The organism is Stenotrophomonas sp. 364 (assembly GCF_009832905.1).
Classification (GTDB): domain Bacteria; phylum Pseudomonadota; class Gammaproteobacteria; order Xanthomonadales; family Xanthomonadaceae; genus Stenotrophomonas; species Stenotrophomonas maltophilia_AP.
In genome coordinates this window covers 1,998,913-2,020,612 of the sequence record NZ_CP047135.1, presented here as the reverse complement: position 1 = coordinate 2,020,612, position 21,700 = coordinate 1,998,913, and the positions used below count along the sequence as shown (strand labels likewise).

The window sequence follows — 21,700 nt, the reverse complement described above, 5'->3', positions numbered from 1 at the left end:
AGATGTCGCCAGGGGCATCGCGGTGTGCCTGCTGACCGTCGGTGGGTGCGGGAGGGCCGGCCGCAGACAGGGTGTCGGGAGGCGGATCGGGCGGCGGGTCGGACGTCACGGCGGTGCTCCCGTCGGCGCTGGGGGGGTGTTGGCAGTGGCTGTGTCCTGCGTGCCGAAGGCCGCCAGGCTGAGCACGCCGTTGTGCAACGCAAGCTGTGCCTGTCGACCATCGCCCTCCAGCTGGAACTGGACGCTGCGGCCATCCTGACCCAGACGGCCGTTGCGGGGCGGGTGGCTGGCAAGGAAACGCTGCGCAGCGGCCAGGTAGGCCTCGCTGGCGTCCGGGCTGACGGCCAGCTCCACGCCAGGCGTGCGCGACTGCGCGGCCGTCTGCTGCAGCGCCAGGCTGATGCGCGGAAACCCTATCTGGCGACCGCCGGCCATGTAGCTGGCCAGCGCCTGTGCTACCTGCTGTGGCGACGGCAGCGTTGCGATGGGGATGCCGTCCAGTGCACCAAACAACGTGGGCAGCAGCGACTGCAAGGCCACCGTGGTGTTCTGCTGGCGCGCGTCGGCCGTTTCTCCCGCAGCCGCGGACTGCATGTAGAAACGGTAGTAATCGCAGAATTCCAACGGATGCTGCGCCTGCGCCACGGCGAAGCTGGCGGCCTCCTGCGGCGTCACGGCAGGCTGTGCCGCAGCCGGCGGCGTGGCCACCAGCTGGAACAGCGCCAGCCGCTCATCGAACCCCAGCCCCTGCAGCAGCGGGGCGTCCGCCACGCCCAGTTCGCCGGGCAGCGCCGACGCCGCACCGAGCTGGGCCGTGGTGACCAGGCCGTTGTCAACGAGCACGTGCTGCACCTGCAAGGCCAGCACCTGACGGGTGTCGCCGGCTTCGGCCGCCGCCAGCGCGGCCAATCCATCGCTGCCCAGGCTGAAGAGTTTTACCGGGCTTACCTGCAGGCCTATCTGCGGCAGCCAGGCCATCGGGGTGTCATGCAGGCCCTGCTGGATCGCATCCAGCAGCTGGCTTTCATCATCGAACTGATAACGGTGGAGCGGCGTGCGGATGGCCCAGTCAAGCCATTGCATCCCGCCATCGATGAAGGACAGCGCCTGCTGGCACAGGCTGGACAGCATGCGCGGCAACGCGACAGAGCGCTCGGCGACGAACAAGGTCATGGGGAGTTCTCCTGTAGGGCTCAGCCGGCCGGAAAGCCCTTGAGCACGGATGCAGCAGCGGTGCCGATGCGGGTGAAATCCTCGGTGGCGCCCTGCATCATCGTTTGTGCCTGGGTGAGCACCTTGGCGTACTTGTCATCGCCGGTGGCCAGGTACTGCGCCATGGCGACACCGGCGGCCGTGGTAGCGATGGTGGATACATTGCGCAGGGCATCGGTGGCGTCCTGCACCGCGATGGCGGTCGATTGGGCGACCGATTGGTAGGCCTTTCCCGCGCCACTGGTCAGCACGACCTGCGGGCTCATCGTCGCGATCTGCACCTGGTTGATGACGTCGATGACCTGGGCGTTGACGTTGCTGGGATCCATGACAACTCCTTGGAATGCACGCGTGGCGGCGGGCAGGGCTTACGTGGCCGCGTCGGTGCCCGCCGGCGGCGTGGTCGGTGCGGGAGCCGGGGCGGGAACCGGCACCGGTGCCGGGTCGGGCGACGGATCGGGCGATGGATCAGCACGGGTGGCCGGCGCCTGCGCAGCCGTGGCAGCCGCGGCCAGCTGCTGCAGGTCGGCGGTCGCCGTTGCTGCATCGCTGCTTGCGCCTTGCGACTGCGCTTTGAGAACGTCGATGGCCGTGGTTGCTTCTGCGGTGGCCGCAGCGATCAATGCCGCAGGTGACATCGGCGCCGGCGGCGGGCTCGGCAGCGGCAGTACGACCGGCGGCGGGCCGGGGGGCACCGGCGGGGGAGCGGGCGGCATCGGGAACGGGGCGGAGATCATCTTGGCGCACGCGGCGGTGATCGCGGCGGCATTGACCATGCCTGCACTCTGCTGCCGATTGACGGCGTTGTGCATGGCAGTTCCCAGTGTCTCCAGCAGTACAACGTCGAGCATGCCAAATGATTGGCCTGGCGCCTGCCCGGCGGTCAGCGTCACCACGCTGCTGATGCTGTCCACCAGCTGGCTGTTCACGGTGCTGTCGTCGGTCATGATGTAGCGGCTCCCTTCTGGATGATCAAGGCAAGGACCTGGGCGAGCGATGCGCCTGCCAGCACCTGGGCGCGTTGCTGGTGGGCGACAGCGTTCTGCATGGCCAGGCCCAGCGTGTCCGAAGCGACCAGATAGGTTGCCGACATCGCAAAGGACGGGGCCAGGGCAATTGCCATCGCCGAGCCTGCGGCGGTTGTCTGCAACAGGCTGGCGATGGCGGGGGAACTACTCATGCGCGGGGGCGCCTGTCACGTCGGGCGCTGCGGTGGGCCACAGGCGCACCCGCGGCCGGGTGGGTCACCGCAGGCCCAGTACTTCCCGGGTAGCGACACCAGCCGAGGCGGTGTCGATGGAGTACAGGGTTGAAACGCCCTGGGTGGTGGACGCCTGCATCGTCACGTAGGACTGCTGCTGGTTGTTGGTGGCGTTGTGCGCTGCGTTGGACAACGCCTGGCTCGTCGCCACGAACAGGTTGCCCATCGCGATCGCCGGCGAATCGCCCAGGACCTTGGTGTTGACCTGCGAAACCGAATCGGTGATCTGGCTGTTGACGGCGGTTGGAAATGCCATGGTAGTGACTCCTCAACTGTGGGTGGAGCGGTATGGAGATCGGCGACGGCCGGGGTCAGCCGCCGAGGATCTTCCGGGTGGCGGCGCCAGTGGCGCCGGTATCGAGCGAGTAGAGCAATGAAACGCCCATCGTGGTCGCGGCCTGGGCGGTGACGTACATCTGCTGCTGCGCCATCGTTGCGTTGTGGGCGGCGTTGGCCAGGGCCTGTGCCGTGGCTTGGTAGAGGTTGCCCATGGCGGTGGCGGGCGCGATGCCCAGTACCAACACGTTGGCCTGCGAAACCGTGTCGGTGATCTGGTCATTGACGGCGGTGGGGAATGCCATTGCTCAACTCCTTGAACGTCGTCGCGGTGTTACGCGCCCAGAATCTGCTTGGTCGCCACGCCGGTGGTGGCGGTATCCAGCGAATAGAGCGTGGCCACGCCCATGGTGGTGGCGGCCTGGGCGGTGACGTAGGACTGCTGCTGGGCATTGGTGGCGTTATGTGCCGCGTTGGCCAGCGCCTGGGCGGTGGCCTGGTACAGGTTGCCCATTGCGATGGCGGGCGCATCGCCAAGCACCTTGGTGTTGGCCTGGGTGACCGAATCGGTGATCTGGTCGTTGACGGAGGTCGGGAATGCCATGTCGATATCCTTGTCGGGCGTGGATCAGGGAAGGGATCAGTTACCGAGGCCGCGGACCCGCGTACTCAGGATGTCCTTGGTGGCCACCCCGGTGGTGGCCGTGTCGATGGAGTACAGCGTGGCCACGCCCATGGTGGTGGCAGACTGCGCTGTCACGTAGGACTGTTGCTGCGCGTTGGTGGCGTTGTGGGCGGCGTTCGCCAGCGCTTGGGCGGTGGCCTGGTACAGGTTGCCCATCGCCACGGCCGGGCCGTCGCCGAGCACTTTGGTGTTGACCTGGGTGACCGAATCGGTGATCTGGTCATTGACCGATGTAGGGAATGCCATCATGTCCTCCTGCGGATGAGTGGAAGTGGGCGGGTGTTCCTGACGGTGGAACCGCTTCACCGTGGGGCCACAGTAAGGCGCCGCGCGATATCCCGATTGGCGGAATCGACGGAAAATGCGGTGGCATCGGTGTGAAAGGGCGCTGCGCTGCCGTCATCGGCACCGGGTTGGCTACTCCAATGCGGCGCCCCTGCGTCTGGACGTGGCGACGCCTGCCGTAGACAGGAAAAACCCGGGCACTTTGCTGGATTCCGGGCGTGCACGACGATAGGGCGGCCCTGCATGCAAGGCAGTCGCCTTCGATGGAAGTGTGATGCCGATCAACAACTAACCACGTCCCGCCGTAGCGGTAATCGACCGGATGCGCTTTCTGCGGTGCGCCACGCGCTACGCGAGGCGGTGCAATTACTTCTCTCGCGCCAAGGCAGCGCCTGCTTCCGGCGGCGACAGTGGGTAATCGTCGGCATTGGACGACACCGCCGAAAAGGGCGGTGCATCGAGGTGGGCCTGGATCGTCGCCGGATACGTCTTCAGGAGGGTCTCGCTCTCCAGGCGCTGCAGCGGGTCCAGATCCATCCGCTGCTCGGTGGCGGGCAGGTCGTCGCGGGGTGCCAGCGTCAGCTGCATGCGCGTCTCGATCGGCATGCCGTCGGCACGCTGCAGCACCTGCCGGCCACGACCCTGCACGTCGGTTCCGGTGAGTTCCACGCTGACGCAAGGCTGTTGAGACTACGCTGCCGGAACGTGCCGTGGCCGGCCAGGCGGATGTCCAGGCCAACCTAGTAGACGTGCCCTGCTGTGCGGCGCAGCGGCGCTGCGCCGCACAGCAGGGCAGCACCCAGCAGCAGGGTGGGAAGGGGTTTCATCGGGGGACATCCATTTCGTGATGCAACAACGGGCGACGACGCGCGATCACCACGCGTGCGTCAACCGGTGCCGGGCAGCCGAGCAGAATACCAGCGCAGCTCGCGGCAGGATCAGCGCCGCGCGGAACGACCCGATACGTGCGCATGCCCGGGCACGTGCCAGCGCCACGGAAAATCCGTTGCCTTGCTGATACCAATGCGTGGGCCAACCACCGGTTCGGTGGGCGGCGCCATCCCATCGGAGACAATGCGTACGCCGCGATCGTTGCGCACCAGGTCCGCGCCATCCAGTGCCTTGGTGATGCCCATTGCCTGTGACAACCGGCCCGGCCCACTGGCCAGGTCGCGGTCGTGGCGGATGGCCGGGCGCGCCTCACGTATCAACGCCAGGCCCTGCACCGGCTCCAATGCACGCAGCAGCACGCCCCAGCCCTGACCCACCTCGCCGCAGACCGCGTTCGATCCCCAATGCATGCCGTAACTGAAATACACATACAGGTGGCCGGCCTCACCGAACATGGTGGCGGTGCGCGGCGTCTGCCCGCGGAACGAATGCGCGGCGGGGTCTTCGCTGCCCGCGTAGGCTTCCACCTCGACGATACGGCCCGCGCGCCCGTCATCGCGCACCAGCAGTTTGTTGAGCAGCGCCGGTGCCATCTCGGTGGGGTGGCGTTGGTAGAACGTTCGAGGGAGTGTTGCCCAGTCGTGCATGCAGAGGCCTCATCACAGGGGCGCCCGTGGCGCGCGCCGTTGCCTTGGATGGTGAGCGTTGATGCGTGGTGGCGACATCAACGGGCGCGCAGCTACGCCGCTAGTGCGTCCAGTGCACCGCAGCGAGCATGGCCGCCAGCGCCGCCTTGGCCTGCTGCGCGGTAAATGGTGGCGTGCGCGGCGGGTCGTACACCTCCGGACGGGTGCCGGCGATGATCAGGTCGACGGCATAACAGGCGCCGCCCTGGACGACGCGATAGCTGTCGGCCGACAGGTAGTGACTCATCGCCGCGTCGCTGCTGCTGAAGTGGGTGGTACGCACACCGTCTACATCCGCCGTATCCGCCTTGCCTGCCGCATCGGACGGGGGCGTGGTGCACGACTTCACGTCTGCGGCGCCGTCGCTGCGCCCGATCCGCATTTCTGCCGATGTGATCTCGTTGGAGCCATCCAGCACCAGCGCCACAAGCGGCCGGCCGGTGCTGCCTTCGGCGGGGTATAGCGTCCACGTATCCATCGCCAGGTAGCTGCGCTTGAAGTCCCGGTGCACGGTGGTGCCTGCCACCGGTCGGACTGCGATGCCCGGCGCAGATTCGGCGAAGGCATCCGCTGACTGCGCGGGTGGTGTGGCGCGGCCCGCCACCGACGCGACCGTGTCCGTGTCCGGTGGCGTGGCTGTCGGCAGTGCCGAGGGCGCCGCTGTCTCGCGTGACGCATCGGCATCGGACGCGGTGCACGCCGTGGCCAACGCCACCATGGCGGCGCCGGCCAGAACGGTTCGAAGGGTGGGGTGCATACGTGGTCCTGCTTCGCTCAACGTGGTTGCGAGCGTGCACCGCACCCCGTTAACGCCGTGCCATGGACCGGCGATGCAGCGCACCGCCGCGTCGCGCGATGCCTGGGTGTTGCTACTGCATCCGACCGCTTCAGGCGCGGACAGGACCGGCGATGCGGTCGGCGAAGGCGTCGGTGGCCCGCACCAGCGCGTCAGCGGTGGCCGGTTCGGTTGCGCCATGGCCCGACAGCACCATCTCCAGCTGCGCCTCCGGCCAGACAGACGCGAGATCCCAGGCGCTGCGCGCGGGGCAGATGATGTCGTAGCGGCCCTGCACGATCACCCCCGGCAGGTGGCGGATGCGATCAACGCCCTGCAAAAGCTGCCCGTGCTCCAGGAACGCATGGTGGCGGAAGTAATGGGCTTCGATGCGCGCCTTGGCCAGCGTCGCCAAGGGATCGGCGTGCGAGCGCGCCTCCACGTCATGCACCAGCGTGGCCGCGTGGTCTTCCCAGCCCAGCCATGCCTGCGCCGCAGCGATGGCCACGTCCTGGTCGGGACTGTCGAGGCGCTGCCAGTAAGCGGCGATCAGTTCGCCGCGTTCGGCCTCGGGAATGTGCGCTTCATAGCGCGCCCACCGTTCGGGGAAAATCCAGCGGGCGCCGCCATCGGCCTCGTTGAACCAGCGGTTCTCTTCGGCACGGCCGAGGTACACGCCGCGCACGATCACGCCGGTGGCGCGGTCCGGGTGTGCCTGCGCGTAGGCCAGCGCCAGCGTGGACCCCCACGAGCCGCCGAAGACCAGCCAGCGGTCGATGCCCAGGTGCTCGCGCACGGACTCGATGTCGGCCACGAGGTGCGCGGTGGTGTTGTCACGCAATTCGCCGAACGGAGTAGAGCGACCGCTGCCGCGCTGGTCGATCAGTACGATGCGGTAGCGCGCGGGATCAAAGAAACGACGGTGCGTGGGTGACACGCCCGCACCGGGGCCGCCGTGCAGGAACACCACGGGAATGCCGTCCGCTGCGCCACATTCCTCGACATGCAGCGTGTGCACGGCATCCACCGGCAGACGATGCTCGCGGTAAGGTTCGATGGTGGGATACAACATGCGCATGGCGGGTGCTCGTGGACGGAGAACACAAGCATAGCCAGCCTGGACTGAATCCACAGTACTGCCGCGTGCATGGCAGTGCTGCGCTGGCGGGCCGCCGTTGCCGGTAACATGCCGGCCTACTGAACGCCGAGACACGCATGATGCTTCGCGCCAACTGCCTGTGTGGACGCACCACACTTACCCTGAACGGCGCGCCGGTTGCGCGCGCCATCTGCCACTGCAGTACCTGCCGGGACTTCTACGCCACGGCCATGCTCTCGGCCACGGCCTGGAACGCAGACGCGGTCGAGGTGGAGGAGGGCGCGGCAACGGTGTTCCCGCATCCGCACAAACAGCTCTCAAAAACGTTCTGCAGCCGCTGTGGGGACGTGCTGTTCGGCACCAATCGACTGGGCATGCGCGTGGTGCCCAATGCGCTGGTGGCCCGTGCCCTGGGTGGCGCGCTGACGGAGTCCTTCGCGCCCACGATGCACCTGTTCTACCGTGACCGCATTGTCGACGTCATCGACGCCCTGCCCAAATTCCTGGACGGCTGGGATGGCCCAACCTACGACGCCGCATCGGCCTGACGCACGTCACCCGCGAGCACAGACAGGACCGCGTGGCGGCCCTGTCTGCGTGACGTACTACGGCGCCTGGCGCCTCCCTCAGGGCACCACCAGCACCGCCGCGTCCAGGACCGGGAACGCTTCGGCGGCCTGTCCGGTGGAGGCCACCAGCCGGAACTCCAGCGCCTTGCTGCCACTGGCGTCGGCCGCGCCAGCCTTGAGCAGGTTGAGCCGTTGTGGCAGCGGTACGGCGAACGTGGTGGGGTGGGAATGGTCCATGCCGGTCATCGGCGGACCGAAGAAGGACACCGTGCCCACGTAGTAGGGGCTGTTCGCATCCACCGTCTCGACCCCTGCCGGTGCATTCACCAGAACGTCGAACTCGCGCGTGTTGTGCAGGCCGCGCGGCCGCTCCACGGTGACTTCGGCAATCAGCGCGGGCGCTGCCGTCGCACCCAACTGGCCTCGGGCCGTGCCCGGCAGCGACACGGATACGGCGGCACCGCGGCGCTTGCCGCGCACCAGCGTGGCCGGTCCTGCGGCCTTCACCGCCAGCGCCGCACTCTGCAGCGCGCCAGCCCCTTCGCCCACGTAGTCGTAGTCGAAGGCCTGGGTGCTGAAGAAGTCCGCGGCGGGCTTCATCCCGGCAAACTTCCCGTCGGCCTTGACGAAGAACCGGAAGGGCTCGGTCATGAACGCATCGCGGGCTTGCCCCGGCGGCGGCATGATCTGCAACCCCTGCCTCAGCTGCTTGCGGGTCCACACGTCCCACAGCCGGTCCATGTTGGCGTGGTGCAGGTAAAAGATCGGGTCCAGCGGCGACAGGAAGTTGGTCATATTCCCGTAGGGGCCCGGATCGATCGCACCGACGCCCCCGATGCAGTTGTGCACTTTGTTGTGCGGGAAGCCCTCCAGCACCGAGAACTGGGTGTTCTTGTCCGGCGAGTCCACGTGCGAGGCCGTGCGCGAGCTGGTGAAACTGCGGCTGACGTCGCTGTTGTAGAAATCCACCGGCGACAGGCCGGCGTGGATGGTGTCGGGCGATACCGCGGCGGCGGTTTTGGCATCGAGGCGGGCGTTCTGGCGCCACAGGTAGCGCGCCCCACAGGTGATGGCATAGCCCGCATTGCCGGAGATGCCGGTCTTCGCGTCGGCGTTGTAGCCGGTGACATCGTTCCACAAGGCGCCGAAGTCCGCATAGCCGCGTGCGGCCAGCTGCCGGCGCTGTTGGGTGTCGAGGCTGTTCCAGTACTGTTGCAACGCCGGCTGGATGAAGCTTGTGAACCGTGCCAGGTTGCCGGTGTATGGCGCGTAGGCCGGGTCGGTAGGCGAAAGCACGCCGTCGAACATGGTCGCCGGAATCTCCGGCTGCGACGTCCAGTCCCAGTACGGCATGGCGAACTGCGGATCACCGCTGAGCATCCGGATGGTCTGCTCGAAGTAGCCCACATAGCCGCGGTGCCAGACGTAGAACCACCAGTTGCCGTGCGGGCAGTCCATCAGGTGCACGAACGCGTTGCGGAACCAGTTGTGCGGGTGATCGGCCGGCAGCGCCAGCATCTTCTGGATGCCGCGCGCGTAGCTGGCCAGCATGCGCTGGCCCTGCGGCGTGTTGACGTTGTAACGATGGAAGGTGGCAGCGGCAGTCGCGTCGGTGCCGGTGGCGCCCCCGGCGAATGCAGTACTCGATGCCCAGGCGGCGACCGAGGCACTGGCGGCGGTGGCAAGGAAATCACGGCGTGTGTAGCGCATGGTGGTACTCCCTGGTGATCGATGGAACCGCATGGGTTACGAATCACTGCGCGGACATGCCACTACACAAAGCCATGCCCGACGGGGCCTCCAGGCCCCGTGCCAGCACGCGTTGACGGTTGGGGAAACCCGCCCAGGCGCGGGATGGCGGGGCAGTAGTAGCACGCCGCGCACACCGGGCGCTGCGAAATGCGGTCCCGGTGCGGGCATCAATATTCGGTTATGGGAGGCACCGCACATATCCATGTGAAACCGCGGTGCCAGGTGGGCTCAGCCCGTGTCGCGCTGTACCCGTGACCGGTACGCCCCGACGTTGTTGCCGGCGATGCTGGTGGTCTGGGTGCCGGTGATCGTATCGATCTTGCGGTCCGAGCCGGTCACCGGCTTGGCGTCGATGGTGGTTTCACGCTCGAACGCGTGCGACTTGTCGGTGTTCCGGTAATACCGGTACAGCGCCCAGTACAACGCCGACGCGCCGGCGGGGCCGGCGGCCAGCAACCACAGTCCACTGTCATCGCTCATGAGGACGCTACCAGGAAGAGAAGCACGAGGGCTTCGATAATGGTGCCGGTGGTCAGCGCAGCCAGCAGCATCTTCCACTGCTGCACCGGCACGCTGCCCATGGTTTCGCCGGTACGGCCATTGACCGCGATGTAATGCAGCATGCCGCCGTTCTTTCCGGGCTGGTGGTACGAGTACAGCCACACCGGCAGGTACATCGATACCCAGCGCGTGCCGTGCACGTCCAGGCGCTCTTTCTCCCAGCGGACGCCGCGGGTATAACGGCGTACGGAGTCCTCGACCTCGGCGCGGGCGATCGACAACAGCTGGTCTTCCAGCCGCGGCCGCAGCTTCTCAACGTCGAGGTTGCGCTTTTCCGAGGTGAAGCCGGTCAGGAACGAGGCGTTCCACTTCAACGCATTCTTGGTGTCGAACGGCAGGATGGTATTGATGATGTTGTTGGTGTTGGCCCGAGCATCCAGGTTGCCACGCTCGGCCGAGGATTCGAGCGTCAGGTCGTCCACGGTGAAGTCGACATGCCGCTCCACCTGGTACACGTCGGCATCGTAGTAGGTCTGCTTCTTGTCGCCGGTGCCGCGGGTGTACTCGCGCGTCTTGATTTCACCCTTGCCGGCGACGCTCGCGCTGACATTGCTGTCCACGATCATGTAGGGCAGGTAGACGCCGACCACGTTCTCAGGCGTGAACTGCTCCTTGAAGGCCTTCAAGGCAAACAGCCGGCGCTTGTCCACGAACTGGCGGATGCGCGCCACCGCATCGTCCTTGGAGATGCGGAACGGCAACACCGCATCGGGTACGGCACCGTTGGCGACCTGCTCATTGACCCCGAATACGTGACGGCACCAGTGGCAGCGTGCCGTCATCGTGCTTTCGGTATTGATCGTGACCTCGGCGCCGCAGCCGGTGCATTTGAAACTCATCAGGCTGGCGGTATCGGCCTGGATGTCCCGTGCGCCGGACGCGATAACGGTGCCACGCAACTGGTCAAGGCCGTCGCCCAGCCCGAAGGCCTCTTCGGCGCGGGTGCCCTGCCATTCGTTGCGGCAGAACTGGCAGACCAGCACGTCGGTGCCGAGCTTGAGCCGGACGTCGGTGCTGCCGCATTTGGGACAGCGGTTGAGGCCGTCCTTGAGCTCGGCTGCACGGGTGTCCAGGGCCACCGGATCCGGCGCCTCGATCTCGTCGCGGATGGGCTGTGGCAGTGTGGCCGGGTCGACCGGGAAGCTGCCGGGCAGGGGCGGCACCTCCTGCGGCGAACCGGGGCCGGTCACCGGCTGCGCAGGCAGTGGTGGCGGCGCCGACGGCAGGGGCGGCGGAGTGCGGGAATCGGACATGGTCGTTGGGCGCCTTGCCTGTTACAGGCCCAGCGCCTTGGCCTTCAGGGCGTCATAGTCGTCCTGGGTGATCAGCCCCAGATCCAGCATTTCCTTGGCCTTTTTCAGCTTGGCCACCGGGTCATCGGCAGCCGGCGCGGCCGGGGCGACCGGTTGCTGCAGGGTGCCGGCACCGAACATGCCCGAGGCCATGCCCACGCCCACCAGGCCGGCCGCGCCGCCGTTCTCACCGGCCGACTGGATGCCCTGGGCAACGCTGGCCTGCAGGTTGGAATTGCCCCGCGCACCGGCCAGCGCGTCGGCGCGCTGCACGGTCTTGAGCAGTTCGCGGGTGTTGGCGTCGTACTCGATGGAGACGATGGCGGTCTTGACGATGGCCAGGCCGCGGTCGGACTTCCACTGGTAGGCCTGCTCGACGGCGTCGGACAGGCTCTTGGCGAAGCCCAGCGAGTCCTGCTGCAGCTTGGTGATGCGGTTGCCCTTGCCCGGATCGTTGGTATACAGGCTGAAGGCCGGCGCCAGGGAGCCCACCACTTCGTTGAACAGCTGGCTGGCCGCGGCGTTGTCCAGATCGGTGAAGTCGAACACCTGGCCCGGCTGCAGGTAGCTGGCCGGCACGAAGTTCTTCACGAACAGGATGGGATCGACGATCTTCAGCGTGTACGAGCCGCGCGTGACCGCCCCCACCTGCGTGCCCAGGAAACCGTCGTCCCAGTAGATCTCGGACTGGGTGCCGAAGCGGTTGTCGGGCAGCTCCTTGAGCGAGACGAAGTACGCCGCCTGCTGCGCGCCGGGCTGGCCGCCGAACTTGAAGCGCTCCCAGCTCTGCTTGATCAGCGGGGTGACCACGCCGTCGCCGGCGAAGATCGACTGCGAATTCAGGTCATCGGAGCGCCATTCGTAGCCACCCGGCTCGGCAACGAAGCCGGTGATGGCCCCGTCCTGGAACAGCAGCAGGCCGTAGCCTTCGGGGACGACGATCTTCGACCCGTTGCTGATGATGTTGGACGAGGCGCTGGTATTGGACCCGCGCCCGGCATTGGTGCCGCGCGGGACCGCCGCGAACAGCGCCGCCGTGGACGGCAGGCCGGCGGGCACGGTGAAGAAATCCTTCCACTGGTCCGCCAGAACGCCGCCAACTGCACCCTTCACCGCCTGTACCAGACCCATGGCCAACTCCGTGTCGTTCGTGGACGGGCAGGGTGCCCGCCGTACCTGCTGGACTATATCAGGCACCGGGAAGAGGGCCACAGGAGTGGGCGAGGGCGTGGCATTGGCCCCGCCCCGGCGGTGATCGGTTCGGGCGGGACAGGCGCACCCCGCATGCATGGCATTGCGAATCCGCCACTGCCGATGCCACGATGGCCGGCCATCAGCAGGGCAGGGGCGGCGCGCGGCGCGGCGCGTCTGCGGCACGGAGGCAACACCGAATGAGTGGCGTGGACATCATCAAGCAGTTCGTCGAAGGCCGAATCTCACCGCGCGCGTTCGAGCAGTGCCTCCACACCGACGCGGCGCTTCAGGTCCTGCTTGAGGGCGAACGGAACCTGCCGGCCTACGTGGCAGAGCCCGATCTGTACCTGTACCTGATCAGCCAGGACTACGAGAGCCTGGCGTGCATCTACAACGTCCAGACACTGCTTTCCGAACGGCTCGACAGCCAGGGCATTGCGCATGCCGTGGACGACAGCCACGAACGTCGCTTCACGTTGGCCCTCAACGCCCAGCCGAAATGGCTGTCACTGCCATCGGCCTACATCGCCCGCTTCATGGCCGATCACGATGCGCTGGATCCGAAGGCCCTGCAGACGGCGTTGAAGGCGGCGATCACGCGTGACTTCCGCTACCTGAAAGCGCCGCCGAAGTGGCTGCAGGAGCCGGAATGGCCGCTCGCCGACGACGTGCCGATGGTGTTCGTCGGGCAACTGGACATCCGCGGGCTGGGCCACGATACCGGCCAGGCCTATCTATTCTTCGACGCGCAGCAGCAGCGGTTCCATACCGTCAGCCAGCGCTGCTGAGGGCACTGCGGGCGCGCGAGGACCCGGGGGGAGGCGAGGACGCAACCTTCGTGCCGGCTCATGGACCGCACCGTCCTATCGCGTGATGCCGTTTCTTCGACGGGTGTGCACAGTGCCGGGCGTATAGTCGTCCTACGCTCCACGCTTTTCCCCATGGCACAGAACTCTCCGTAGTTCATCACCGCAAGGATCGAAGCAATGCCCAAGGGCTCAGACTTACTGGTCGCCGCACTCGAGAATGAGGGCGTAGACCGCATCTTCGGCGTTCCAGGCGAGGAAAACCTCGATTTCCTGGAATCCCTGCGAAATTCCAGCATCGAGCTGGTCCTCACCCGTCACGAACAAGCCGCCGCCTTCATGGCCGCCACCCACGGCCGCCTCACAGGCAGGCCCGGGGTCTGCCTGGCCACTCTCGGGCCGGGCGCACTGAACTTCTCCACCGGCGCGGCCTACGCCCATCTCGGGGCATGGCCGATGATCCTGATCACCGGCCAGAAGGCGGTGATGAGCGCCCGGCAGGCACGCTTCCAGATCGTGGACATCGTGGCCTCGATGAAACCGCTCACGAAAATGACCCGCCAGATCGTCAGCCCTGCGGCGATTCCGGCGATGGTGCGCGATGCCTTCCGCGTCGCCATGGAGGAACGACCGGGGCCGGTGCATCTGGAGCTGCCGGAGGATATCGCCGGGGAAGAAGTGGACGCGGTGCCGGTGATTCCGGTGCACGCCCTGGATCGCCCTGTTGCTACTGCCGCCGCGCTCGACCGGGCCGCCGCTGCGATCCTGGCCGCCAAGCGCCCCCTGGTGATGATCGGCGCGGCCTGCAGCCGTCCCTCGCTGACCGAGGCGCTCTCCTCATTTGTCGCGCGCACGCGCCTGCCGTTCTTCAATACGCAGATGGGCAAAGGCGCCGTTACCGGTGGCTCCAACCTGTACATGGGCACGGCTGCCCTCTCCGAAGGCGACTATGTCCACGAGGCCGTGGCACGTGCCGACCTGATCATCGCCATCGGCCATGACACAATCGAAAAGCCGCCGTTCCTGATGAAACACAACGGCGGGCCCAAGGTGATCCATGTCGGCTTCCAGTCGGCCACGGTCGAACAGGTCTACCACCCCGATATCGAGGTGATCGGCGACATCGGCGCCAGTGCCACCGCGCTTGCCGAACGGCTGGAGGGCAGGGTGGTCGAAGATGCGGGCACCGGTGAGCTGCGTCAGAAGATCCTGTCCCGCCTCAACGACCGCGCCGAGGAAGACCGCTTCCCGGTGACGCCCCAGCGCCTGGTCCATGACGTGCGGCAGGCGATGCCCGAAGACGGCATCGTGTGTCTTGACAACGGCATGTACAAGATCTGGTTTGCCCGCAACTACCGCACGCATGTGGCCAACACGCTGCTGCTCGATAACGCGCTGGCCACGATGGGCGCCGGCCTGCCGTCGGCCATGATGGCGTCGATGCTGTTTCCGCAGCGCCGCGTGCTGGCCGTGTGCGGTGACGGCGGCTTCATGATGAATTCGCAGGAGATGGAGACCGCCGTCAGGCTGGGGCTGAACCTGGTGGTCATCGTCCTCAACGACAGCGCCTACGGCATGATCCGCTGGAAGCAGGCGGTGGACGGCTTCGAGGATTTCGGCATGCGCTTTGGCAACCCCGATTTCGTGCGCTACGCCGAAGCCTACGGCGCGAAAGGCAGCCGGATCACGGCGGTGGAGCAGCTGGTGCCCACGATCGAGGCCGCCCTTGCGGGCGGTGGCGTCCATCTGCTGGATGTGCCCATCGACTACTCCGAGAACACCCGCGTCCTGGTCGACGAACTGCGCAACCGCACGCCCGACGTGGGCTGTGCGTAAGCGGCCACGTTGACGCCCAATACAAGGAATCCCCGATGTTGACCGTCGTACAAGCCTTCGACCGCGCGCCCATCGCCGACATCCCGTTCGACGACGCGGCGGCACTGGAGCGCAAACTCAGCGCCGCGCAGCGGGCGTTCAAGAACCGCGACGGCTGGCTCCAGCCGCACCAGCGCATCGCAATCCTGCGCAAGCTGGCTGCGCTGATGGAGGCCAAACGTGACCACCTGGCCCTGCAGATCGCGCGCGAGGGCGGCAAGCCGCTGCCCGATGCCATCGTCGAGACAACCCGTGCCATCGATGGCGTCCACAACGCCGCCGATGAGCTACGCAACTTTGCCGGCCGGGAAATTCCGATGGGTCTCTCGGCCGCAGCGGAGAATCGTTGGGCGTTCACTACCCGCGAGCCGATCGGCGTCGTCGCGGCGATCTCGGCGTTCAATCACCCGTTGAACCTGATCGTCCACCAGGTGGCGCCGGCCATCGCGGTGGGCTGCCCGGTCATCATCAAGCCAGCCTCCACCACGCCGTTGTCCTGCCTGGAATTCGTGGCGATGGTCCACGAGGCAGGCCTGCCGGAGCCTTGGTGCCAAAGCTTCCTGCCGGATGGCAACGAACTGGCCGAGGCGCTTGTTACCGACCCGCGCGTTGCGTTCCTCAGTTTCATCGGCTCGGCCCGCGTCGGCTGGTCGCTGCACGCCAAGCTGGCACACGGGGCGCGCTCGGCGCTGGAGCATGGTGGCGTCGCGCCGGCCATCGTGGACCGCAGCGCGGATCTGGCCAAGATCATCGAACCCATCGTCAAGGGCGGCTATTACCACGCCGGGCAGGTCTGCGTATCCACCCAGCGCATCTTCGTGCACAACGCCATCGCCGACGACTTCACCCAGGCGCTGATCGCGCGCGTAGAAAAGCTGCGTACCGGTGACCCCACACTGAAAGATACCGAGGTGGGGCCGCTGATCCAGCCCCGCGAGGCCGACCGGGTGGCCGAATGGATCGAGGAGGCAGTGAAGGCCGGGGCGCAGTGTGCAACCGGCGGCAAACGCCTTTCCGAAACGACGTTGCAGCCTACCGTACTGCTCGATCCCGCCAGCGACGCGCGAGTGACCACGCAGGAGGTGTTTGGCCCGGTGGTGGCGGTGTACCGCTACGGGGAGCTTGACGAGGCCATCGCGCGGGCCAACTCCCTGCCTACCGCATTCCAGGCAAGCGTCTTCGCGCAGGACATCGACATCGCGATGCGTGCCGCCAACCGGCTGGATGCCTCGGCGGTGATGATCAACGACCCGACTGCGTTCCGCACCGACTGGATGCCGTTTGCAGGGCGCAGGGAGTCCGGCTATGGCACTGGGGGTATTCCTTACACGATGCGGGATATGTCGCAGGAGAAGATGATTCTGATGCGGAGGAGTTGAGCGGGGTGTGGGGAAGGGCAGCGGTCAGGGTGCTTTCGACACCGCTGCTGCCTCTTGTCACGAGGGAGTGCTGCTAGCATTCCTTCAAGGTGCTGACTTCAGGAGGATGGCAACCATGGATGGCAATTGGGAAGCGGGGTTCTGCATGGTGGCAACCGCCAAGGCTCAAGTCGGCAAGGTGAAAGCTCCCCAATGAAGAAGGCAACGTCCTTCCTCACATTCCTGGGCTTGGTGGTTGCGGCAGGCATCGTATGGATCACGTATCCCACTGTGCTTGAGTCTGAGCTCAAGACCTTCCGGGCATTGTCGCCGGAGGATTTCAAGGTGATCCGAGCCAGTGCGATCACGTTCGCTCAAGAGAATGCCGCCAAGGGAATTGTTATCAACCCAGGGCATGAACTGTCTCAGGTGTTCGAACTACGATGCAAGAGCGTTCCCTTGATGCTGGTCGAGAACGGATATGACCTTCTCACCCTTCATGTTTTTGGACATGCCGACCAACGCGCGCCAGGCATTGCACACCTTGAGAGCCAGATGGTTACGACCTTCGTGCCCGAAGGGAAGCCTGCCAAATTCGGCCGGGTCCATGTGGACCCGTCGGGGCTTGAGGCCTTCGTCATGAAGCATCGGGACGGCATCGACGTCGCACAGCAATGCCGCTGACTACTCAGTGAGCCTTCCTGGCTTGCCGGCCGGGGGGCAGGCTGTGGGGATAGATGAGTGCAGGCAGGTTCAACCGTCCGCGCTCCGCGGCGGCATGGCGCAATGTGCAGCGCAGCGAGCGCTGGATCCAGAGTTGGCGAATGGATGCTTCCGCGGGGGTCGGCCGGGATGACGGGCCTGTCAGGGGCGAGCGCGGCATATTATCCTTCAGCATGAACAATGAAGAACGCAGCACCGAAGGTCGGAAGGACACGGACCTATATTTCACCCGTGTGATATCCAGCGCGCCCAACGTCGCGCTGCTCTTGGGCCACCTGTACCTGGAGGGCCACGACCCCAGCATCACCCGGGTGATGCTGCTACGCGATGGCACGTTCTACTTTGTCTATGATCTGCCCGACATCACGTACGGCGCCACGTTGCTGCCGGCCACGGACGAGCAGCCGCTCGCCTTCGCCATGCTGGGCAGGCGAGGCCTGCTGCGGATCAACCCGACCGGCCAAGCACCGCACGATGAAACGCTGACCTTGCCCAATGCATAGGTGTTGCACCTGCAGCAGATCGCAGGGGAGTTGTATGCGTGCGGCACGCAGCAACAAGTACACCATCGCAGCGCCGACGGATGGGTTCGGATGGATGATGGTTGCCACGCGCCATTGGTGGACCAGGTCACCTGTGGTTTCAACGCGATGGATGGCTTTGGGGCGGACAACATATATGCCGCAGGCGAGGGCGGTGCACTTTGGCATTGGGATGGCCGGGAGTGGCAGGCGCTAGCATCACCTTCCGTGTGGACCATTCGTGTAGTGCACTGCATGCCCGATGGCAGCGTGGTGCTGGCCGGGGATGCGGGCACGGTGTTCCGCGGCAATCGCGTGGACGGCTGGCGTACGCTCACTGTGCCGGCATTGGCGCATCTCAGCATCGAACATGCCTGCTTGTTCCAGGACACGCTCTACCTGTGCGCGCAGCGGGCGTTGTTGGCGTTGTCGGGCGGCACGGTGGAAAGGGTGATCGTGCCCTTGGAAGGACATCTGGCCTACTACAGCGCATCCGCCACCGCGGGAGCAATGTGGACTGTTGGCGATGACGCGATCTTGCGCTTCGATGGAACCCATTGGGAGCGCTTCAGCTGCCAATGAGTTCATGGCTCTCCATGCTCAGCCGGTGATTCCACTAGATGGCGCGAATGGAGTCAAGCGCGAGCGCGTAGCGACCATCGACCTTGGTCATGTCGAAGCGGGCTGTGCTGTCGGCCTGACTGCGTCGTCCATTGCGATCATGGGCAGTGCACCTGAAGAGAAAGCCGGGTCGGCCGAGGCACTGGAAGCCACCCGCTACGACTTGGGTACGGGCCTGGGCATCACCGGATTTGGGCTGGTGCTGGCATCCAGCTACCGCAACGCCATCGAACTACCCGGCGGGCTTCCTGCCGGCATGGCAGCCAAGGCAACAGAATCCATCGGCGAAACCCTGGTCGCGGCGCAGGCGCTGGAGGGGGCCGGGGGTTGCCAGAGCCATTGCCGGTGCTTAGCATCGCTGCAGCACGATCGACCAGGTGGTGCCTGGTTCCGGCAGAAGCTCAAAAGGTTGCGTAGCGTACGTGCGCGGTAGAGCGCGAGTTGGTAAAACGGACAAGGAAGCGCTCATGACACGACAAATCACAAAACTCGTAATCGGCGCGGGCATCATGGCTATCGCGGCGCAAGTCGGGGCCAGCGAGTTTCTGATCGATGTGCAGGGTGCCGCCGGAAAGCGTGTCAATGTGTACGCCAATGACGCGGCGACCGACCACACGCCGGCCGATGATGTCACGAATCCCGGGCCAAACCGGATCCGTCAGATTGACCTGACAATGGTCTATGAAGCGATCGACCAACCCCTATGGTTGGAATATCAACTCCAGTTCAAATGCCCCAAGCCGAGCAAACGTGGCCGTGGCGCGCCCAAGCACAAGGCTGACTCAACCGGCATGTTGGACACGCCGGATTCGGTGGAATTCCGGGTGGCCAGCGGAACAAAGTCCATGAAACAGGATCCGACGATCATTGATCTCCAGCCCACCGATTGGCAAAGTACGAGCAGCCATACGATGCGACAGGCATGGAATGTAGCCTGCAACAGTGACAGCATTATCGGCGCCAAAGAAACTGCCTCGGTCAATCGTGTGGTTAAGGCCGAAGCATTGCGACCGAAACTGGCAGCCCTTGGTTTGAATGGACTGGAACTGGTCCCGGACGGACTGTCGATGAGTTCGCTTGCCGACTTTACCTGGGAAAAGCTGTGGTCCGATGTACCGAAGCCTGCGATCAACAACGGCCGCAAGCTGACGCCGGCAGAATCGGCAGCGCACAAGGCAAAATTGGCGCAAATGCAGCAAAAAGTAACCGAAGCGCAGGGGAGGGTACAGGGCAGTCTGGCGACGATGAAGACCGATCTGGATTTTACTCAGGCCGCCGCTGAATACCGGGGGGCAAGGCGTTTATCACGCAGTGAATCGATCCTGATCCAGGTGTGGACGGGCAAGACCGAGCAAGAGGTCGTCGCCGCGAACGGCAACCCAGCTGTCCGTCAGGCCGGGATTGCGCGGACGCTGTCTTATGGGCAGTCCTTTGACAATCGCGTCATGTGGCAGAACCTCGCGACCGGCGCGACGTATGGCGGCGGCGGTTATAAAAGCTGCAACGTCCGCTATGTGCTGATCCCGGACGGCGCCGGGATGCTGAGGGTTGCCGATGTGAATGTCTTCGGTGAAGCAAGTGGCGACACAAGAAAGATACGTGACGCCTGCGCCGACATCTTGAACGTGCCAAACGGCTGAAATCATGGCCTATTTTTGAGCCATGCTCATGCAAGCCGAAAGCTGGCGATACGCCAGCTGCAGCTGGACAACCTTTGCGCGGAACACCTCTTTCCCCTGAAACTGGATAGCGAGCTCATTGCTGTCCGGCTTTTCCTTCACCGATTTCCGCACGTCGATGGTGAGCAACAACGCCCCACTGCTCTGGCCCGGCATGCTCACATGGGCGGCCTGGACGTTCTGCGTGGGGTGGTTGGTAGATGACAACGTGATGGGAACGATCTCGGTCTTTGTCACCGGAGAGATCGCCTCGCTGATGAACCAAACGCCGCCATGACCCTTTCGCGCCATTCCAGCGTCGGCGGGGCCACGAAGCGAAAAGGTGGAATCTGGCGTGATGAAATTAACCGAGCAGTGGTAACCGGTGTTGACGGGTTCGCGTACCAGCACCCAATTGCCCTCAACCCCCTTGTAGAAGGATTCGCTGAACATCGGCTTGCCCGGATCCGCGCCGCCGAGCAACTCAGGGGCGATTTGAGCAGCGCAGGGGCTGGTCCATGCCATGGTGACTACTACGCCGATCAGCCAATTCTTCATCTAAAATCGCTCTCCATTCGTGGGACCTTGACGTACGGTTTCGTGCAATTCCTGTCCTGGCCCTATCCAAGCGGCTACGGGCCATAGCTTAGTCTGCCAGGATTGCAGAGTAACGCTCTGCACGCCATGTACTTCTGCGAAGACTCTATCCGGCCGAACTTCCTGTAACCCGAGGCAGGCGATTGACCGTTATGTCGCGTCTGAAGCGACTCGGCAGCAGATCCCTGGCTTGACGCTCGGCGTCTATCGTCATGGGCACGCCGTGCTCTTGAAGGGGTATGGATTTTCGAACATCGAGCACGACGTGCCGGCCACCCCGGATACCGTCTTCGCCTGGATGACAGCATCCGCTCACATGTGGTCGGACTGCCTGAGACGTGGCAGGCGATCACCATCGGCCAGTTGCTCTCGCACACGTCGGGCATTGCCGATTATGACGGCGACGAGTTGACCGGCCGCGACGGGCCGTTCTACGTGCGCCGGGACTTTACGGAAGCGGAACTGGTGCAGAAGGTTTCCCAGCTGCCCGTTGAGGCGTCTCCAGGAGAAACGTGGAGCTACCGCGACGCAAATTACCTTCTGCTTGGTGCCGTCATCCGCAGCATCACCGGGAAATTCCACGGCGACATCCTGGCGGAGGAGATTTTCGGGCGTCTCGGCATGACCGCATCCCGGGTGATATCCGACCAGGAGATCGTCCCCCATCGGGCCGCAGGCTACGAACGCAGGGGAGGGACCCTGTACAACCAGGCCTGGGTATCGCCCACCTTCAATTCCACGGCCGACGGCACCCAGTACCTGACCGGTCGGGATCTGAAGCACTGGGGTCGCGCCTTGTGCAGCGCGCTCCGTCCTGGCTCCCGCTACGTTGGCGCAGATGTGGACACCATATCCGGTCGACGGCGTGGTTCCCGAGGAAGGCTACGGTCTCGGCTGGTTTGTCCGCATCCACCCATCGGGTCCCATCGTGGAGCATGACGGCGCATGGCAAGGGTTTACGTCGTACTTCGCCAGATACCTGGGAACGGGCGTCTCGATTGCT

General features: G+C 65.2%; 26 protein-coding genes and 1 pseudogene. 10 read left to right on the top strand and 17 right to left on the bottom strand.

Annotation, left to right across the window (positions count from 1 at the left end):
- Window positions 1-105: 105 nt before the first annotated feature.
- From GQ674_RS09270 to pip, 12 genes are all read right to left on the bottom strand, one after another.
- Complete coding sequence (locus GQ674_RS09270) at window positions 106-1,173, bottom strand: hypothetical protein (RefSeq protein ID WP_159496821.1); 1,068 nt, start codon at window positions 1,171-1,173, stop codon at window positions 106-108.
- A 20-nt stretch (window positions 1,174-1,193) separates the two neighbouring features.
- Window positions 1,194-1,541 (bottom strand): hypothetical protein, encoded by a 348-nt coding sequence (locus GQ674_RS09265; RefSeq protein ID WP_159496820.1) that lies wholly within the window; start codon window positions 1,539-1,541, stop codon window positions 1,194-1,196.
- Between the two features lie 39 nt (window positions 1,542-1,580).
- Window positions 1,581-2,159 (bottom strand): RebB family R body protein, encoded by a 579-nt coding sequence (locus GQ674_RS09260; RefSeq protein ID WP_159496819.1) that lies wholly within the window; start codon window positions 2,157-2,159, stop codon window positions 1,581-1,583.
- Window positions 2,156-2,392 (bottom strand): RebB family R body protein, encoded by a 237-nt coding sequence (locus GQ674_RS09255; protein WP_159496818.1) that lies wholly within the window; start codon window positions 2,390-2,392, stop codon window positions 2,156-2,158. The genes GQ674_RS09260 and GQ674_RS09255 overlap by 4 nt, the downstream gene beginning before the upstream one ends.
- Before the next feature lie 64 nt (window positions 2,393-2,456).
- Window positions 2,457-2,729, bottom strand: a complete 273-nt coding sequence (locus GQ674_RS09250) for a RebB family R body protein (protein ID WP_159496817.1) — start codon at window positions 2,727-2,729, stop codon at window positions 2,457-2,459.
- 55 nt (window positions 2,730-2,784) lie between these two features.
- A complete protein-coding gene (locus GQ674_RS09245; protein WP_159496816.1) occupies window positions 2,785-3,054 on the bottom strand; it encodes a RebB family R body protein in 270 nt (89 codons plus the stop codon).
- Window positions 3,055-3,083: 29 nt separating this feature from the next.
- On the bottom strand, window positions 3,084-3,353 hold the full coding sequence (locus GQ674_RS09240) for a RebB family R body protein (protein ID WP_159496815.1): 270 nt from the start codon (window positions 3,351-3,353) through the stop codon (window positions 3,084-3,086).
- Window positions 3,354-3,389: 36 nt separating this feature from the next.
- The gene (locus tag GQ674_RS09235; protein ID WP_159496814.1) at window positions 3,390-3,680 is read right to left on the bottom strand and encodes a RebB family R body protein; all 291 of its coding nucleotides are present in this window, start codon (window positions 3,678-3,680) and stop codon (window positions 3,390-3,392) included.
- A gap of 405 nt (window positions 3,681-4,085) precedes the next feature.
- Entirely contained in the window at window positions 4,086-4,388 is a 303-nt protein-coding gene (locus tag GQ674_RS09230) for a hypothetical protein (RefSeq protein ID WP_159496813.1), read from the bottom strand.
- Window positions 4,389-4,657: 269 nt separating this feature from the next.
- On the bottom strand, window positions 4,658-5,257 hold the full coding sequence (locus GQ674_RS09225) for a DNA-3-methyladenine glycosylase (protein ID WP_159496812.1): 600 nt from the start codon (window positions 5,255-5,257) through the stop codon (window positions 4,658-4,660).
- A 100-nt stretch (window positions 5,258-5,357) separates the two neighbouring features.
- Window positions 5,358-6,014 (bottom strand): hypothetical protein, encoded by a 657-nt coding sequence (locus GQ674_RS09220; RefSeq protein ID WP_159496811.1) that lies wholly within the window; start codon window positions 6,012-6,014, stop codon window positions 5,358-5,360.
- A 169-nt stretch (window positions 6,015-6,183) separates the two neighbouring features.
- Window positions 6,184-7,149: a prolyl aminopeptidase gene (pip, locus tag GQ674_RS09215; RefSeq protein ID WP_159496810.1), complete on the bottom strand. Its 966-nt coding sequence runs from the start codon at window positions 7,147-7,149 to the stop codon at window positions 6,184-6,186.
- Window positions 7,150-7,286: 137 nt separating this feature from the next.
- Here pip and GQ674_RS09210 point away from each other — a divergent pair, with 137 nt between their 5' ends.
- On the top strand, window positions 7,287-7,718 hold the full coding sequence (locus GQ674_RS09210) for a GFA family protein (protein ID WP_201290238.1): 432 nt from the start codon (window positions 7,287-7,289) through the stop codon (window positions 7,716-7,718).
- A 78-nt stretch (window positions 7,719-7,796) separates the two neighbouring features.
- On the opposite strand, the gene GQ674_RS09205 is transcribed toward GQ674_RS09210, so the two are convergent.
- From GQ674_RS09205 to GQ674_RS09190, 4 genes are all read right to left on the bottom strand, one after another.
- Entirely contained in the window at window positions 7,797-9,449 is a 1,653-nt protein-coding gene (locus tag GQ674_RS09205) for a tyrosinase family protein (protein WP_159496809.1), read from the bottom strand.
- A gap of 270 nt (window positions 9,450-9,719) precedes the next feature.
- Window positions 9,720-9,971 (bottom strand): hypothetical protein, encoded by a 252-nt coding sequence (locus tag GQ674_RS09200; protein WP_159496808.1) that lies wholly within the window; start codon window positions 9,969-9,971, stop codon window positions 9,720-9,722.
- Entirely contained in the window at window positions 9,968-11,305 is a 1,338-nt protein-coding gene (locus GQ674_RS09195) for a TFIIB-type zinc ribbon-containing protein (RefSeq protein ID WP_159496807.1), read from the bottom strand. Before GQ674_RS09195 ends, GQ674_RS09200 begins: the two co-directional genes overlap by 4 nt.
- Before the next feature lie 21 nt (window positions 11,306-11,326).
- Window positions 11,327-12,475 (bottom strand): SPFH domain-containing protein, encoded by a 1,149-nt coding sequence (locus tag GQ674_RS09190; RefSeq protein ID WP_159496806.1) that lies wholly within the window; start codon window positions 12,473-12,475, stop codon window positions 11,327-11,329.
- Window positions 12,476-12,735: 260 nt separating this feature from the next.
- Here GQ674_RS09190 and GQ674_RS09185 point away from each other — a divergent pair, with 260 nt between their 5' ends.
- From GQ674_RS09185 to GQ674_RS09150, 8 genes are all read left to right on the top strand, one after another.
- Window positions 12,736-13,326: a hypothetical protein gene (locus tag GQ674_RS09185; protein ID WP_159496805.1), complete on the top strand. Its 591-nt coding sequence runs from the start codon at window positions 12,736-12,738 to the stop codon at window positions 13,324-13,326.
- A gap of 198 nt (window positions 13,327-13,524) precedes the next feature.
- The gene (locus GQ674_RS09180) at window positions 13,525-15,180 is read left to right on the top strand and encodes an acetolactate synthase large subunit (RefSeq protein WP_159496804.1); all 1,656 of its coding nucleotides are present in this window, start codon (window positions 13,525-13,527) and stop codon (window positions 15,178-15,180) included.
- 35 nt (window positions 15,181-15,215) lie between these two features.
- The gene (locus GQ674_RS09175; protein ID WP_159496803.1) at window positions 15,216-16,598 is read left to right on the top strand and encodes an aldehyde dehydrogenase family protein; all 1,383 of its coding nucleotides are present in this window, start codon (window positions 15,216-15,218) and stop codon (window positions 16,596-16,598) included.
- A 192-nt stretch (window positions 16,599-16,790) separates the two neighbouring features.
- A complete protein-coding gene (locus GQ674_RS09170; protein WP_159496802.1) occupies window positions 16,791-17,261 on the top strand; it encodes a hypothetical protein in 471 nt (156 codons plus the stop codon).
- Between the two features lie 53 nt (window positions 17,262-17,314).
- Window positions 17,315-17,803 carry a hypothetical protein gene (locus GQ674_RS09165; protein WP_159496801.1) on the top strand — a complete coding sequence of 163 codons (489 nt, stop codon included), beginning with the start codon at window positions 17,315-17,317 and terminating at the stop codon, window positions 17,801-17,803.
- Window positions 17,804-18,403: a hypothetical protein gene (locus GQ674_RS09160; protein WP_159496800.1), complete on the top strand. Its 600-nt coding sequence runs from the start codon at window positions 17,804-17,806 to the stop codon at window positions 18,401-18,403.
- A gap of 4 nt (window positions 18,404-18,407) precedes the next feature.
- The gene (locus tag GQ674_RS09155; RefSeq protein WP_159496799.1) at window positions 18,408-18,875 is read left to right on the top strand and encodes a hypothetical protein; all 468 of its coding nucleotides are present in this window, start codon (window positions 18,408-18,410) and stop codon (window positions 18,873-18,875) included.
- Between the two features lie 73 nt (window positions 18,876-18,948).
- On the top strand, window positions 18,949-20,082 hold the full coding sequence (locus tag GQ674_RS09150) for a hypothetical protein (RefSeq protein ID WP_159499359.1): 1,134 nt from the start codon (window positions 18,949-18,951) through the stop codon (window positions 20,080-20,082).
- Between the two features lie 9 nt (window positions 20,083-20,091).
- Here the strand turns inward: GQ674_RS09150 and GQ674_RS09145 are convergent, their stop codons facing one another.
- Window positions 20,092-20,658 (bottom strand): hypothetical protein, encoded by a 567-nt coding sequence (locus tag GQ674_RS09145; protein ID WP_159496798.1) that lies wholly within the window; start codon window positions 20,656-20,658, stop codon window positions 20,092-20,094.
- A 229-nt stretch (window positions 20,659-20,887) separates the two neighbouring features.
- Here GQ674_RS09145 and GQ674_RS09135 point away from each other — a divergent pair.
- Window positions 20,888-21,636 (top strand): annotated as a pseudogene (locus GQ674_RS09135) (serine hydrolase domain-containing protein).
- Window positions 21,637-21,700 lie beyond the last annotated feature (64 nt).